Genomic DNA, 13,246 nt, shown 5'->3' with positions numbered 1-13,246 from the left:
TCTGCCAGCCGAGCTGCTGCCTCCAAATCTCTCGCAGCGCGCCTCCTGTCAATCCCGCTATCCTGAGGCGCGAGCCATGCGACGCAGCGCGGCGCATGGAGAGCCTCGAAGGATGCACGGCCACGATGGAGCGGGGCCGTCGCCCTTTGAGGCCGCTGAAGAAGCGGCCGCCTCAGAGTGACGGGGAGAGATTTTTGATAGAGCCAGACAGGAACGAGGTTCCTACTTCACCGCCCCAAACCGGCTCTCGAACGAGTTCGACGACACCACCGGCGCAGCTCCCATGATCTGCGTCGCTTCACCGGCACCATCCGACACCGACGGCTTCAGCGCCGGACGCGTTGCGGCAAGCCGCGTGTCGGGCTTCGCCGGCTCGACGGGTTTTGCGGCAGCTACAGCCGGCTTCGGCGCGTCCTTGGACGCGTCGTGCCCCGGCACGAAACGGGTCACTGCGGCCTTCAGCCTGGAGGCTGCGGTGGGTGGCGTCGTGGACGTGGCGGCCGGAGCCACGGATGCTGTTGCCTGCGGCGGAGGAGGCGTGGTCGCCGTCGTGTCCGCCGTGCCCAGGCCCATCTTACGGCCGAGGTTGGAGAAGAAGCCGCCTTGGGATTTCTCGGCAGGCTGAGCTGCGGCGACGCGGGTGTTGGCGGCGGGCGCGCTGACCGCGACAACCGGCTCCTCCTGCGGCGCGGACGCGATCGCGTCGAGATTGGGCTTGGGCGGATTGACGTGGCCGGGGATCGTGCCCGGCGCCTTCGCCATCGCCAGCATCTGAAGCGTGGTGCCTTCGGCGCCCTCTGACAGGCCGGTCGAGCCTTCCGGAATCTTCGCGGCAAAAATCTTGTTCATGCCGCCGTCGATGCCGGTGTTCATGCGCGCCATCGGCGTACCCTTGGCGACTAGCTTGGCATAGGCAGCCTCGTCCTGCTGCTGCTTCTCGCGCACGGCGTTGGCGATGTCCTCGGGGATCACATAGGCCGGGCACTTTGCCGAGGCGTCGAACACCGGATCGCGCTTGGCGTCGGGCGCCTTGGCTGCGTCGAAGACGTACTTCTTCTCGCAGAAATCGACCTTCGGCTCCTGCCGCGTCACCTCGAAATGATCATAGCCTTCCTTGATCATCTTCCAGAACGGCATGTTCGGATTGTTCCGGTGCTTGGCCATGTTCACCGGCGTCATCTTGAACGGATAGGCCTGGAGCTGGAACGCCTTCTGGCCGCCGAAGAAGGACTCGCGGCCGAGTGAATAGATCTCGGCGATCTGCTCGTCCGTCATCGCGTAGCAGCCGCGTGAAGAACAGTCGCCATGCACCATTAGCTGCGAGCCGCTGCGCCCCAAAGCCTTGTCGAAGGCGTTCGGATAGCCCGTGTTGAACGAGAGGTAATAGGCCGACTGCGGATTCATCTGGCTCGGATTGATCGAGTAGAACCCTTCCGGCGCCTGGCGGTCGCCTTCGCGCACCTTCGGTCCGAGATCGCCGGACCAGCGGCAGATCGGATAGGTTTTGAGCAGCACGAACTGGCCGTTGCGAGCCTGCTTCCAGACCTCGAGCTCGGCCTCCTGCTTGAACAGGCGCACCAGGATCGGCGATTGCAGATCCATGTCCTTCTCGACCATCGCGGCGAGAAGCTTTGGCGGCACAGGCTGGTTGGCCTTGGCGTTGGTCGCGAGCGAAACCTGGTCGGTATCGCAGCCGGCCAGCAGAACACTGGCCGTCATCAGCGCAACCGAAGCCAAGAGCGCGCGAGCAAGCGAACGAGAAATCAAGATGGACCCCACACCGTGCCGGGCATCGCGCCAACCCCAATCTCGAAGCATGATCCGACCGGACATCCGGACCCGTCGTGACGGGCTTTTTTTAAGACCACGCTCCAGCGCTTATGCCCTGAAGCCATTGATTAAAATTCTAACCTCTGGGTCATGTGGTCGCAACCCGAGCTGGGATCACGAGCCCGTTGGCCCAGTGGCATGGTCAACGAAGACTAAATGGACGCGACTTTGGGCCGTACTTGGGCCTTTTGGCCAAACCGGTACTGAGATCGCTGATTTGGGCAAAAAAAGGGTTAATGCGGGGTTACCGGGGCGCTCTGGGGGAGGTCTCGTAGGTGGGCAAAGCGAAGCGTGCCCACGACTTCCTTCCGCCCGACAGTTCAGTGGGCACGGCGCTTTGCGCCTTTGCCCACCCTACGGCACCGAATCCAGCCGAATCAGCCCAGTTTCCGGCCGATATCGAGGAATTTCTGCCGCCGCTGCTTGCGGATGGCGTCGCCGTCGAGGCCGCGCAGCTCGTCGAAGGCTTTCGCGATGGCATCGCCCGTGGTGGCGATCATGGCGGCGGGGTCGCGATGGGCGCCGCCGACCGGCTCCTTCAAAATGCTGTCGATCACCCCGAAGCGGAGCATGTCCTGGGCGGTGATCTTCATGTTGTTGGCCGCTTCCTGCGCCTTGGAGCCGTCGCGCCAGAGGATGGAGGACGCCGCCTCCGGCGAGATCACGCTATAGATCGCGTGCTCCAGCATCAGGACCTTGTTGGCGGTGGTGATGGCGATGGCGCCGCCGGACATGCCCTCGCCGGTGATGATGGCGACGTTCGGCACCGTCAGCGCCATGCAGGCATCGGTCGAGCGCGCGATGGCTTCGGCTTGTCCACGCTCCTCGGCGCCGATGCCGGGATAGGCGCCGGCGGAATCGGCGAGCGACAGCACGGGCAGGCCGAACCGCTCGGCCATCTCCATCAGCCGCACGCATTTGCGATAGCCTTCCGGCCGCGCCATGCCAAAGTTGTGCTTGATGCGACTCTCGGTGGAATCGCCCTTTTCCTGGCCCATCACGCAGATCGCCTCGCCGCGGAAGCGGCCGAAGCCGGCGACCAGCGCCTCGTCCTCGCCGAACTTGCGGTCGCCGGCAAGCGGGGTGAATTCGGTGATCAGGCCCTTGATGAAATCGTTGAAATGCGGCCGCTGCGGATGCCGCGCCACCAGCGTCTTCTGCCACGGCGTCAGGTTCAGATAGAGGTCGGCCAGCGCCTGCGCCGCCTTGTCCTCGATCCGGCCGATCTCCTCGGCAATGTCGGTGCCGGAGGCGGCCAACGTGCGCAATTCGTCGACCTTGGAGTCGAGCTCGGCGACGGGCTTTTCGAAGTCGAGATAGCTGCGCATCTGATCTGGCATCAACTCAATATAGGGGGACGGGGCTTGAGAGCGAAGCGAGGTTGAGGTCGCGGAAAGAAGTGTAGCTTCTTCAATGAGTTGGCTTGTGTGCTCGTGGCAGCTCACCAAATCATCCGTGAGGTCCCGGCTCTTTCTGCGGAGATGTGGCCGAAGTCAAGGCGGTTTCGCCCGCCGCTGCACGGCGGCGGCTACTTCTCCGCCAGCGGGTGCAGGTCGCGCACCAGGCTCTTCAGCCGCTCCTCGACCACATGGGTATAGATCTGGGTGGTCGAGATGTCGGTGTGGCCGAGCAGCGTCTGCACGATGCGCAAGTCGGCGCCATTGTGCAGCAGATGGCTGGCAAAGGCATGGCGCAGCACGTGCGGGGAGACCAGGCGGGCCTGTAGCCCCGAGGCGACCGCGAGCTCCTTGAGGTCGCGAGCAAAATGCTGCCGCGTCAGATGTCCGCTCTCGCCGAACGAGGGGAATAGCCATTTCGAGGCGGCGAGGCTGTCTTTTTTCTTCTCCGTCTTCGCGGCTTCCGTCGCGCCGAGATAATCCGCCATCGCCTGCCGCGAGGCCTCGTTGAGCGGCACCAGCCGTTCCTTGTTGCCCTTGCCGCGCACCACGATCATGCGCGCGTCGCGCTTGGCGGCCGTGCGGGGCAGCGCCACCAGCTCGGAGACGCGCAGGCCTGTGGCGTAGAGCACTTCGAGCAGGCAATACAGCCGCAAGGCGCGCAGCCGTTTGGAGGGCGAGGCATCTTCCGCCTCGCTCAGTTCCTTGGCGCAGCGGAGCATGCGGTCGACATCCGCGATCGACAGCACCTTTGGCAGGCCGCGGCCACGCTTGGGACCGGACAGGATCGCGGCGGGGTCCTCGGTGCGAATCCGCTCGTTCAGCAGGAACCGATAGAGATGCCGCATCGCCGACAGCCGCCGCGCGACGCTGGTGGATTTGAAGCCGCGGGTGTCGAGATCGGCGAGATAGTCGCGCAGGGTCTGCGTCTCCGCATCCGCGAATGTATGGCCGACACGGCCAAGAAACTCCGAGAAATCGGTGAGGTCGCGGCGGTAGGCATCGAGCGTGTTGGGGCCGGCGCCTTGTTCCGCCGCGAGCATGTCGAGGAACAGGCCGGTGAGTTTTGTGTCTGAGGGCTTGTTAGCGGAAGATTTGGCACGCATGCCCCGCAAGCTAGCTCCTATTTCTTGAGAAACTTATCCGGCGGGATCGTCACCGTCATTTCCCGCGACTTCGGACTGACGAAGTTCGCCAGCGCAAAGACCACGCCATAGACGATGCCGGCGATCACGGCGACGGCCGTCAGGAAGCGGAACAGGCTGGGCATCGTGCTGGGTCTCGGTCGGGGTCTTGGTAGGGGGTCTTGGCGGGCAAATTAACTAATGAAATCATCCAACATGTTCGCCGTTTCGTGGCAAGAGTCCTCTGGCGAGGGTCCCTTTGGGGTCGTATAGGTGGCCAAAGGGCGCCGCCTCTGGCGGCACATTGAGCGAATCCAGAGCAAGGTTCATGTCCGACGCCGCGCTGCCGATCCAAGCTTCGCCTGAGGCCGACATCCTGTCGGCGCTCGGGGCGCGCTCGATCGTGCTCGTCGGCATGATGGGGGTAGGCAAATCCACCATCGGCCGCCGCCTGGCTCTCAGGCTCAAGCTGCCCTTCGTCGACGCCGACACCGAGATCGAGGCGGCGGCCGGCATGACCATACCGGAGATTTTCGAGCGCCACGGCGAGGCGCATTTCCGCGACGGTGAGACCCGGGTGATCGCGCGCCTGCTCGACGGCGGGCCCATCGTGCTGGCGACCGGCGGCGGCGCCTTCATGCGCGAGGAGACGCGGAGCCGGATCGCGGCCAAAGCGGTCTCGATCTGGCTCAAAGCAGACCACGACGTCATCATGCGCCGCGTCCGCCGCCGCGCCGACCGCCCGCTGCTCCAGACCGCCGACCCCGAAGGAACCGTGACGCGCCTGCTCACCGAGCGCGAGCCTGTTTATGGCAAGGCCGACCTCACCATCGCCTCGCGCGACGTGCCGCACGACAGAATCGTCGACGAGACCATCGAGACGCTGCGCGCCCATCTTTGCAGCGAACAGGCCGCCCCACCACCTGCCGACGTCGCGAGTGCCGTACGATGACTGCGCCCTTGAAACATTCCGACCCTGTCAACGTCGACGTCGCGCTCGGCGATCGCGCTTATGACATCGTCATCGGCCGCGGCGTGCTGGCCTCGCTCGGCGAACGGGTCGCAGCGTTACGCCCCGGTGTGCGCACGGCGATCGTGACCGATCGCACTGTCGCGAAATACTGGCTCGAGCCGACCGAGGCCTCGCTCGCGGCCGCCGGCATTCCGACCTCGCGCGTCGTCGTCGAGGAAGGCGAGATCTCGAAAACCTATGCCGGCCTCGAAAAGGTCAGCGAGGCCCTGATCGCGGCCAAGATCGAGCGCAACGATCTCGTCATCGCGCTTGGCGGCGGCGTGGTCGGTGATCTCGCCGGCTTTGCGGCGGCGATCCTGCGGCGCGGCGTCGATTTCGTGCAGGTGCCGACCTCGCTGCTGGCGCAGGTCGATTCCAGCGTCGGCGGCAAGACCGGTATCAACTCGCCGCAGGGCAAGAATTTGCTCGGCGCCTTCCATCAGCCGGTGCTGGTCATCGCCGACACCGCCGTGCTCGACACGCTGTCGCCGCGGCAATTCCGCGCCGGCTATGCCGAAGTTGCCAAATACGGCGTACTCGGCGACGAAGCCTTCTTCACCTGGCTCGAAAAGAACCATTCCGACATTTTCAAGGGCGGTTCGGCGCGCGAGCACGCAATCGCGACCTCCTGCCGCGCCAAAGCTGGCGTCGTCTCGCGCGACGAGCGTGAGACCGGCGAGCGCGCGCTGCTCAATCTCGGCCACACCTTTGGGCACGCGCTGGAAGCCGCGACCGGATTCTCCGACCGTCTGTTCCACGGCGAGGGCGTTTCGATCGGCATGACGCTGGCGGCGCAGTTCTCGGCGAAGCTCGGCATGATCGGCGAAGCCGAGGCGGCGCGCATTGAGCGGCATCTCATCGAGGCCGGCCTGCCGACGCGTTTGCAGGACATCGCGGGCTTTGCGCAGGAAGGGCTTGCGGATGCCGACGCGCTGATGGCCCTGATGGCGCAGGACAAGAAGGTCAAGCGCGGCAAGCTTACCTTCATCCTGCTGGAGGCCGTCGGGCGCGCCGTCATCGCGAAAGACGTCGAGCCGACTCCTGTGCGCGACTTCCTGAAAGAGAAGCTCGCGCAAAAGGCCTGAAACGCGGCTGAACTTCTGTTGAGTGCCTCATGGACTGGCTTGGCTTCACCATCGTCATTCTCTGCCTGCTCGTCTCGGGCTTTTTTGCCGCGAGCGAGACCGCGCTGACCGGCGCCTCGCGCGCCAGCATGCTGCGGCTCTCCAAGCAGGGCAATCACGACGCCGACGTCGTCTCCCAACTGCTCGACATGCGCGAGCGCTTGATCGGCGCGCTGCTGCTCGGCAACAACATCGCCAATATCAGTGCCTCAGCGCTCGCCACCAGCATCTTCACGGGCTGGTTTGGCGATGTCGGCGTGCTCTACGCCACCGGCGTGATGACCGCGCTGGTCGTGATCTTCGCCGAGGTGCTGCCGAAGACCATCGCCATCAACGCCCCCGATCGCATGGCGCTTGCGGTCGCGCGCCCGATGCGGCTGACGATGTACGTGCTGGGCCCGCTGCTGCGGATCGTGGAAGTCATTGTCCGCCTGTTGATGCGGCTGTTTGGTTTGGCCGGCGAGCACCAGGCGATCCTGTCGCCGACCGAACGCCTGCGTGGCGCGGTCGACTTGCTGCATCACGAGGGCAAGGTCGAGAAGCAGGACCGCGACATGCTCGGCGGCCTCCTGGACCTGCGTGAGCTCCAGGTCTCCGACGTCATGATCCATCGCACCGAGATGATGATGATCAACGCCGATCTGCCGCCGGAAGATCTCGTGCGCGAGGTGCTGGCGACCGAATACACCCGCATTCCCCTGTGGCGCGAGAAGCCGGAGAACATCATCGGCGTGCTCCACGCCAAGGATCTTTTGCGCGCGATACGGGCGTCGGACGGCGATACCTCGCGTATCGACGTCTCTACCATCGCGCTGCCGCCCTGGTTCGTGCCGGAGATGCGGCCCGTGTCCGAGCAGTTGAAGGCATTCCGCCGGCGAAAAACCCATTTCGCGCTCGTTGTCGACGAATACGGCGAAGTTGAAGGTCTTGTGACGCTGGAAGATATTCTGGAGGAGATCGTCGGCGACATCTCCGACGAGCACGACGTCGTGGTCGCCGGCGTGCGGGCCCAGCCGGACGGCTCGGTCGTGGTCGACGGCTCGGTGCCGATCCGCGATCTCAACCGTGCCATGGACTGGCACCTGCCCGATGAAGAGGCAACGACGGTGGCCGGCCTCGTCATTCACGAGGCGCGCTCGATCCCCGACCGCGGCCAGAGCTTTACGTTCCACGGCTTCCGCTTTCGTGTCCTCCGCCGCGAACGCAACCGCATCACCGCGCTCCGTATTTCACCGGTGCCGCGTGATGCCGAGATGGAAGAGGCCAAGCCGAGGCGGGCGGGGACGTCGTTTTGATTTCTTTCCTACCTCCCTGGAGGGGGAGGTAAGAAAGATCAACCTTCCCCTGGCGCCTGCGCGTGGATCGCCAGCGCGTGCACGCTGCCGGAAAGTTCCGCGGCCAGCGCCGCATTTATCATGCGGTGGCGGTCGACCCGGCTCTTCCCTTTGAAGGCGGCAGACACGATATAAACCCGGAAGTGTGTCTCGCCGCTCGGCCGATGGCCGGCATGGCCCTCGTGCAAATGTGACTCGTCGACGACCTGGAGGCTTTCCGGCGTGAAAGCTTCCTGCAACTTGTTGCTGATAGTGTCTTTCATAACCATGAGGGCCATTAAGGCGCGTCGTCGCACCCCGTCAATGCCCGGGGTTGGTAGCTAATTGCAATGTCAAGACTTGAAGGTTTTTGCATTGCGTAGTCAAAGTTGGTCATGCCGATCGATTCATCAAAGTTCTTCGACTCCATCCGCGTGAAGCCGAAAGGCAAGCAGCCGGAGGTGAAGCCGCGCGACACCGTGGTCAATTGCGAATGGACCGGGTGCCAGAACAAGGGCGCCCATCGCGCGCCCAAGGGGCGCGATAACCAGCGTGAGTACTGGCACTTCTGCCTGAACCACGTGCGCGAGTACAACCAGAACTACAATTTCTTCTCCGGCATGAATGCGGACGCCGTCGCACGCTACCAGAAGGATGCGCTGACCGGCCACCGTCCGACCTGGAAGATGGGCGCCAATGGCGGCGTCAAGAAGGGCGCGGAAGCCGAGATCAATGGCGCCTTCGATCCGTTCAGCATGTTCCAGGAGCTCAACGGCCGCACCGGCTGGCGGAAGGGTCCAGAGGCCACCCAACCCAAGGCCGAGACGCGCAAGGTGATGAACGCCGAGCGCAAGGCGCTCCAGGTCATGGGTCTCGGCCCCGATTCCACGCTCGCCGACGTCAAGAGCAAGTACAAGGCGCTGGTCAAGCAGCACCACCCCGACGCCAATGGCGGCGACCGCTCCACCGAGGACCGCCTGATCGAGATCATCAAGGCGTATAATTATCTGAAGACGGTGGTGCGGGAGGCCTAAGGTCTCCAGCCAAACTCGCGGTGTCGTTCCCGACGCGCTCTCACAGCGGGCTACGAATTCCTTCTCGTCGCATTCGTGGCAATCGCCGCCGCCGCGGTCCGGTTCTCCACGCCGAGCTTGGCGTAGATCTGCTCGAGATGCTTGTCGACCGTGCGCGGGCTCAATCCCAGAATCTGCGCGATGTCGCGGTTGGTTTTGCCCTTGCTGAGCCAGGCCAGCACTTCGCCCTCCCTCGTGGTGAGGCCCAGCTCGCTGGTGAATTCGGGCGGTAGCGTCGTGCCGGCTTCCTTGGAGAGCCGCAACAGAAATTCGTTCGGCGCGGTTTCGCCCATGTAGTAGAAGCGGAGTTGCGGATTGTCGGGCAGTGTCGCGGCTTGCGACTTCGCGCTGCCCTTGCCTTTCGCCTGTTCCAGCCATTGCAGCAGCGAGGGCGGCAGGACGAAGTCGTCGGCCTGCGCGCCGTGATGATCGGCCAGCAGTTTTTGCGCCTGCGGCGTCGCCCAGAGGATATTGCCCTGGCGGTTGACCGCGAACAGGAAGCGGCCGGAGACGTCGAGCGCGGCACGCGCGCTCTGGGTCAACCGGGCATTACCGAGATGGACGCGGATGCGCGCCAGCATCTCCTCGATCACGATCGGCTTGGTCACATAGTCGACGCCACCGGCGTCCAGCCCGCGTACGATGTGCTCGGTCTCGGCGAGGCCCGTCATGAAGATCACTGGGACATTGGCAAGGCCAGCGTCGCGCTTGAGCCGGCGGCAGGTCTCGAATCCGTCGATGCCGGGCATCACGGCGTCCAGCAGTACGATGTCCGGCGTGATCTGGTCGACAATGCGCATCGCGGCCGCGCCGTCGAGCGCCACCATCACGGTCATCCCCGCGCCGTCGAGCGCGTCGGTCAGCAGCCGCAACGTCTCCGGCGAGTCGTCGACAACGAGCGCGACGTCACGCTTTTTCGACTCAGTGTTCATACGCATGCAACGTCTTCAATGTGGCCATGTACTGGTCGAGATCGAAGCGGTCGACCAGCGATCGCATCTGCGCGACGAAGTCGGCATGTTCAGGATGCTCACCGCCGATCTCGTCCAGCTTCAACTGGATAGCCTTGACGTAGCCGATCTGACCGAGTCCGATCAGCGCCTCGATGTGCCGCACCGGCGGCCTCGATCCGCTTTCTGGCCGCCAGAACGGCGCCGTGATCTCGTCCGAGCCGTATTGCCATTCGAGCTTGAGAAGCTGGCGAATGCTTTCCAAAAGCCGCGGAATGTCGATCGGCTTCATCAAATAGCCGTCGTGGAAGGGCTGCGCCAGCGGCGTGCCGTGGGCCTCGAGCGCGCTCGCCGACACCATCAGGATGCGCGCCTGGTGATGGCCGTTGGCGCGCAGCGTCTCCGCGACGGTCCAGCCGTCCATACCCGGCATCGAGATGTCGAGCAGGAATAAATCGGGCCGGCAATGCTGCGCCAGCGCCAGGCAGCCGGGGCCGTCAGGGGCGCTGAGCAGGATGAAGCCGAGCGGCGTCAGCACCTCACGCAGGAGGTCGCGATGAACGGGGTCGTCGTCGGTGATGAGGATGGTCTTGCGCGCCCCGTGATAGCCGGAGACCGGCGCCTCCACCGGCGCGATGCGCTGCGGATTGGTGACCTCCGACAGCAGCATCTTGACCTTGAAGGTGCTGCCGCGGCCAACCGTGCTGGCGACCTTGATGTCGCCGCCCATCACGCCGGCGAGCAAACGGCTGATCGTAAGCCCGAGACCCGTACCGGTCTGTGGCTGGGAGGCACCGAGCGCACCGCGCTCGAACGGCGCGAAGATGCGTTCGAGATCGTCGCTCTGGATTCCCGGGCCGGTGTCGATCACTTCGAACTCGGCAACGGGGCTGCGATAATGCACCACGAACTGCACGCTGCCGGTCTGGGTGAACTTGATCGCGTTGGAGAGCAGATTGATCAGCACCTGACGTAGCCGCTTCTCGTCGGCATAGACCACGACCGGCAAATGCGCCGGCCGCTTGAACACGAAGTCGACCCCCTTGGCGGCGGCCTGAAGACGGAACATGCCGACGAGCTGGTCGAGGAAGTCGCTGAGACGCACCTCGTCGCGCGACAGGTACAGCCGTCCCGCCTCGATCTTGGAGATGTCCAGGATTCCGTCGATCAGACCGGAGAGGTGATCGGCGCTGCGGCGGACGACGCGGACCTGATCGCGCGGCTTGGTGTTGAGCGTCGCGTCCTGTTCGAGCAGCTGTGCATAGCCGCTGATGGCATTCAGCGGCGAGCGCAGCTCATGGCTAAGGCCCACGACGTAGCGGCTCTTGGCGAGGTTGGCGGATTCGGCGACCTCCTTGGCGCGCTGGAGCTCGGCATCGGTGCGCTTGTGTGCGTCGATCTCCTGGATCAGAAGCGTGGTTTGACGCTTGGTCTCGGCCTCCGCCGCACGACGGCTCTGCTGCGCCAGCACGAACAGCCAGGCCACCACGCCGATGATGATGCTGAGCGAGAAGAACACCTTCCAGAGCACGTTGGAGACGAGCATGTTGTCGCCATGCACGCTCGCCGAAGTCTGGAGATAGATCAGCCCCAGCACCAGCGCGACAAGCCCGGCCGAGACGACGAACACGCCAATGTAATGCCCGAATTGCGAGTTGATCCGCTGATAGATCGGCTGCGGCAAAATCCTGCTGAGTGCGTCGGCGAATTGCACCTGCGCGCGCGCATGCGGTTTGCAGAGGTCGTGACAGCGTGCATCGAGCGAGCAACAGAGCGAGCAGATCGGACCGGCGTAAGCGGGACAGGACGTCATGTCCTCCGGTTCAAAACTGTGTTCGCAGATACAGCACTGGATCGATTCGATATTCGCCCAGCTCCGCTTCGGCTTGCGCGCGATGTAGTATTTTCCGTCGGTGAGCCAGGCGATGACAGGTGCGGTGACGAAGGCGACCGTCAGCGCGACGAAGGCGGCGAGTGCCTTCATGGTCGGGCCGAACAGCCCGTAGAACGCCGCGATCGAGACGATGATCGCAAGCGTCATCGCGCCGACGCCGACCGGGTTGATGTCGTAGAGATGGGCGCGCTTGAACTCCATCTGCGGTGGCCGCAGCCCAAGCGGCTTGTTGATGACGAGATCGGACACCAGCGCGCCGACCCAGGCAATCGCGACGTTGGAATAGAGCGCCAACGTCTGCTCCAGCGCCTTGTAGACGCCGATCTCCATCAGCAGCAGCGCCACCATCACGTTGAACACCAGCCACACCACGCGCCCGGGATGGCTGTGCGTCAGGCGCGAGAAGAAGTTCGACCAGGCGATCGATCCGGCATAGGCGTTGGTGACGTTGATCTTGAGCTGCGACAGGATCACGAAGATGCCGGTCAGCGCCAGCGCGAGGTCCGGCTCCGACAGCACGTATCGAAACGCCACGAGATACATATGCGCAGGCTCGGCAGCTTCTTCCGGCGGCACGCCGTGGCTGAGCGCAAAGAAGGCGAGGAACGAGCCGGCTAGAAGTTTGAGCGCGCCCAGCACGATCCAGCCCGGTCCCGCGCTCATCAGCGCAATCCACCATGACGTCCTGGAGGTCCGGCGGTCGCGCGGCAGGAAGCGCAGGAAGTCGACCTGCTCGCCGATCTGCGCCACCAGCGAGAACACAACCGAGGAGGCCACGCCGAACAGCAGCAGGTCGAAATGGCCGCCGAGGTCGCCGTGCTCGCCGGCGAATTTGTGCCATTCCGTGAAGGAGTGGGGGTTGGCCCACGCGATCGCGCCAAAGGGCAGGATGTGCAGGATGATCCAGATCGGCTGTGTCCAGAGCTGGAAGCGGCTGATCAGCGTGATGCCGTAGGTCACGAGCGGGATGATCGCGACAGCGCTGATGAGGTAGCCGATCGGGCGGGGGATGCCGAGGCACATCTCCAGCGCGGTCGCCAGGATCACCGCCTCGACCGCGAAGAAGATGAAGGTGAAGGAGGCGTAGATCAGCGAGGTGACGGTGGACCCGATATAGCCGAAGCCGGCACCGCGGGTGAGCAGGTCAATGTCGATGCCGCATTTGGCGGCATAATAGGCAATCGGAACGCCGCAGCAGAAGATGATAGCGGAGACGACGAGAATCGCGGCGGCGGCGTTGGTGACGCCGTAATTGAGGGTGATGGTGCCGCCGATCGCCTCCAGCACCAGGAAGGAGATCGCGCCGATCGCGGTGTTGGCGACGCGGGCGGCGGACCAGCGTCGCGCGCTCTTGGCGGTGAAGCGCAGCGCGTAGTCTTCCAGCGTCTGGTTGGCGACCCATTGGTTGTACTGGCGCCTGACGCGGTCTATTCGCTGCCGCCCTGCCACTCGAACCCCACTTCCGAACTAGCCGCTTCCCTCGCAAATCCCGTACCAAAAGCCTACGTCGGTATTTTGCGGTGCAGTAT

The 13,246-nt window shown here is 64.2% G+C and carries 11 protein-coding genes; 4 read left to right on the top strand and 7 right to left on the bottom strand.

Going from position 1 to position 13,246, the window contains the following annotated elements:
* Nucleotides 1-222: 222 nt before the first annotated feature.
* The 4 genes from B5V03_RS30035 to B5V03_RS30020 all read right to left on the bottom strand — a co-directional run bounded on the left by B5V03_RS30035 (nucleotide 223) and on the right by B5V03_RS30020 (nucleotide 4,497).
* Nucleotides 223-1,719 carry a L,D-transpeptidase family protein gene (locus B5V03_RS30035; protein ID WP_206736203.1) on the bottom strand — a complete coding sequence of 499 codons (1,497 nt, stop codon included), beginning with the start codon at nucleotides 1,717-1,719 and terminating at the stop codon, nucleotides 223-225.
* A gap of 488 nt (nucleotides 1,720-2,207) precedes the next feature.
* Nucleotides 2,208-3,170, bottom strand: coding sequence for an acetyl-CoA carboxylase carboxyltransferase subunit alpha (locus B5V03_RS30030; protein WP_129274002.1), 963 nt, complete (start codon nucleotides 3,168-3,170; stop codon nucleotides 2,208-2,210).
* Between the two features lie 188 nt (nucleotides 3,171-3,358).
* A complete protein-coding gene (xerD, locus tag B5V03_RS30025; protein ID WP_129274001.1) occupies nucleotides 3,359-4,333 on the bottom strand; it encodes a site-specific tyrosine recombinase XerD in 975 nt (324 codons plus the stop codon).
* Nucleotides 4,334-4,350: 17 nt separating this feature from the next.
* Entirely contained in the window at nucleotides 4,351-4,497 is a 147-nt protein-coding gene (locus tag B5V03_RS30020; RefSeq protein WP_092030859.1) for a histidine kinase, read from the bottom strand.
* A gap of 182 nt (nucleotides 4,498-4,679) precedes the next feature.
* Here B5V03_RS30020 and B5V03_RS30015 point away from each other — a divergent pair, with 182 nt between their 5' ends.
* From B5V03_RS30015 to B5V03_RS30005, 3 genes are read left to right on the top strand one after another with little or no spacing between them, the layout of a single operon-like run.
* Nucleotides 4,680-5,303 carry a shikimate kinase gene (locus B5V03_RS30015; RefSeq protein ID WP_129274000.1) on the top strand — a complete coding sequence of 208 codons (624 nt, stop codon included), beginning with the start codon at nucleotides 4,680-4,682 and terminating at the stop codon, nucleotides 5,301-5,303.
* A complete protein-coding gene (aroB, locus tag B5V03_RS30010; protein ID WP_129273999.1) occupies nucleotides 5,300-6,448 on the top strand; it encodes a 3-dehydroquinate synthase in 1,149 nt (382 codons plus the stop codon). The genes B5V03_RS30015 and aroB overlap by 4 nt, the downstream gene beginning before the upstream one ends.
* 29 nt (nucleotides 6,449-6,477) lie before the next feature.
* Nucleotides 6,478-7,782, top strand: a complete 1,305-nt coding sequence (locus B5V03_RS30005; RefSeq protein ID WP_129273998.1) for an HlyC/CorC family transporter — start codon at nucleotides 6,478-6,480, stop codon at nucleotides 7,780-7,782.
* A 38-nt stretch (nucleotides 7,783-7,820) separates the two neighbouring features.
* Here B5V03_RS30005 and B5V03_RS30000 read toward each other — a convergent pair whose 3' ends face one another.
* Complete coding sequence (locus B5V03_RS30000; RefSeq protein ID WP_129274133.1) at nucleotides 7,821-8,090, bottom strand: BolA family protein; 270 nt, start codon at nucleotides 8,088-8,090, stop codon at nucleotides 7,821-7,823.
* Nucleotides 8,091-8,195: 105 nt separating this feature from the next.
* Here B5V03_RS30000 and B5V03_RS29995 point away from each other — a divergent pair, with 105 nt between their 5' ends.
* Entirely contained in the window at nucleotides 8,196-8,834 is a 639-nt protein-coding gene (locus B5V03_RS29995; RefSeq protein ID WP_129273997.1) for a J domain-containing protein, read from the top strand.
* A gap of 50 nt (nucleotides 8,835-8,884) precedes the next feature.
* Here B5V03_RS29995 and B5V03_RS29990 read toward each other — a convergent pair whose 3' ends face one another.
* Nucleotides 8,885-9,811: a response regulator gene (locus tag B5V03_RS29990; protein WP_164988380.1), complete on the bottom strand. Its 927-nt coding sequence runs from the start codon at nucleotides 9,809-9,811 to the stop codon at nucleotides 8,885-8,887.
* On the bottom strand, nucleotides 9,795-13,166 hold the full coding sequence (locus B5V03_RS29985) for a hybrid sensor histidine kinase/response regulator (protein WP_129273996.1): 3,372 nt from the start codon (nucleotides 13,164-13,166) through the stop codon (nucleotides 9,795-9,797). Before B5V03_RS29985 ends, B5V03_RS29990 begins: the two co-directional genes overlap by 17 nt.
* Nucleotides 13,167-13,246: the final 80 nt, after the last annotated feature.

This window comes from Bradyrhizobium betae, assembly GCF_004123905.1.
Classification (GTDB): domain Bacteria; phylum Pseudomonadota; class Alphaproteobacteria; order Rhizobiales; family Xanthobacteraceae; genus Bradyrhizobium; species Bradyrhizobium betae_A.
This window is presented reverse-complemented; position numbering and strand designations above follow the sequence as displayed.

Coding starts and splice junctions, on each gene's coding strand:
- B5V03_RS30035 (WP_206736203.1), bottom strand. CDS start 1,719: ATGACGGCCAGTGTTCTGCTGGCCGGCTGCGATACCGACCAGGTTTCG.
- B5V03_RS30030 (WP_129274002.1), bottom strand. CDS start 3,170: ATGCCAGATCAGATGCGCAGCTATCTCGACTTCGAAAAGCCCGTCGCC.
- xerD (WP_129274001.1), bottom strand. CDS start 4,333: ATGCGTGCCAAATCTTCCGCTAACAAGCCCTCAGACACAAAACTCACC.
- B5V03_RS30020 (WP_092030859.1), bottom strand. CDS start 4,497: ATGCCCAGCCTGTTCCGCTTCCTGACGGCCGTCGCCGTGATCGCCGGC.
- B5V03_RS30015 (WP_129274000.1), top strand. CDS start 4,680: ATGTCCGACGCCGCGCTGCCGATCCAAGCTTCGCCTGAGGCCGACATC.
- aroB (WP_129273999.1), top strand. CDS start 5,300: ATGACTGCGCCCTTGAAACATTCCGACCCTGTCAACGTCGACGTCGCG.
- B5V03_RS30005 (WP_129273998.1), top strand. CDS start 6,478: ATGGACTGGCTTGGCTTCACCATCGTCATTCTCTGCCTGCTCGTCTCG.
- B5V03_RS30000 (WP_129274133.1), bottom strand. CDS start 8,090: ATGGTTATGAAAGACACTATCAGCAACAAGTTGCAGGAAGCTTTCACG.
- B5V03_RS29995 (WP_129273997.1), top strand. CDS start 8,196: ATGCCGATCGATTCATCAAAGTTCTTCGACTCCATCCGCGTGAAGCCG.
- B5V03_RS29990 (WP_164988380.1), bottom strand. CDS start 9,811: ATGCGTATGAACACTGAGTCGAAAAAGCGTGACGTCGCGCTCGTTGTC.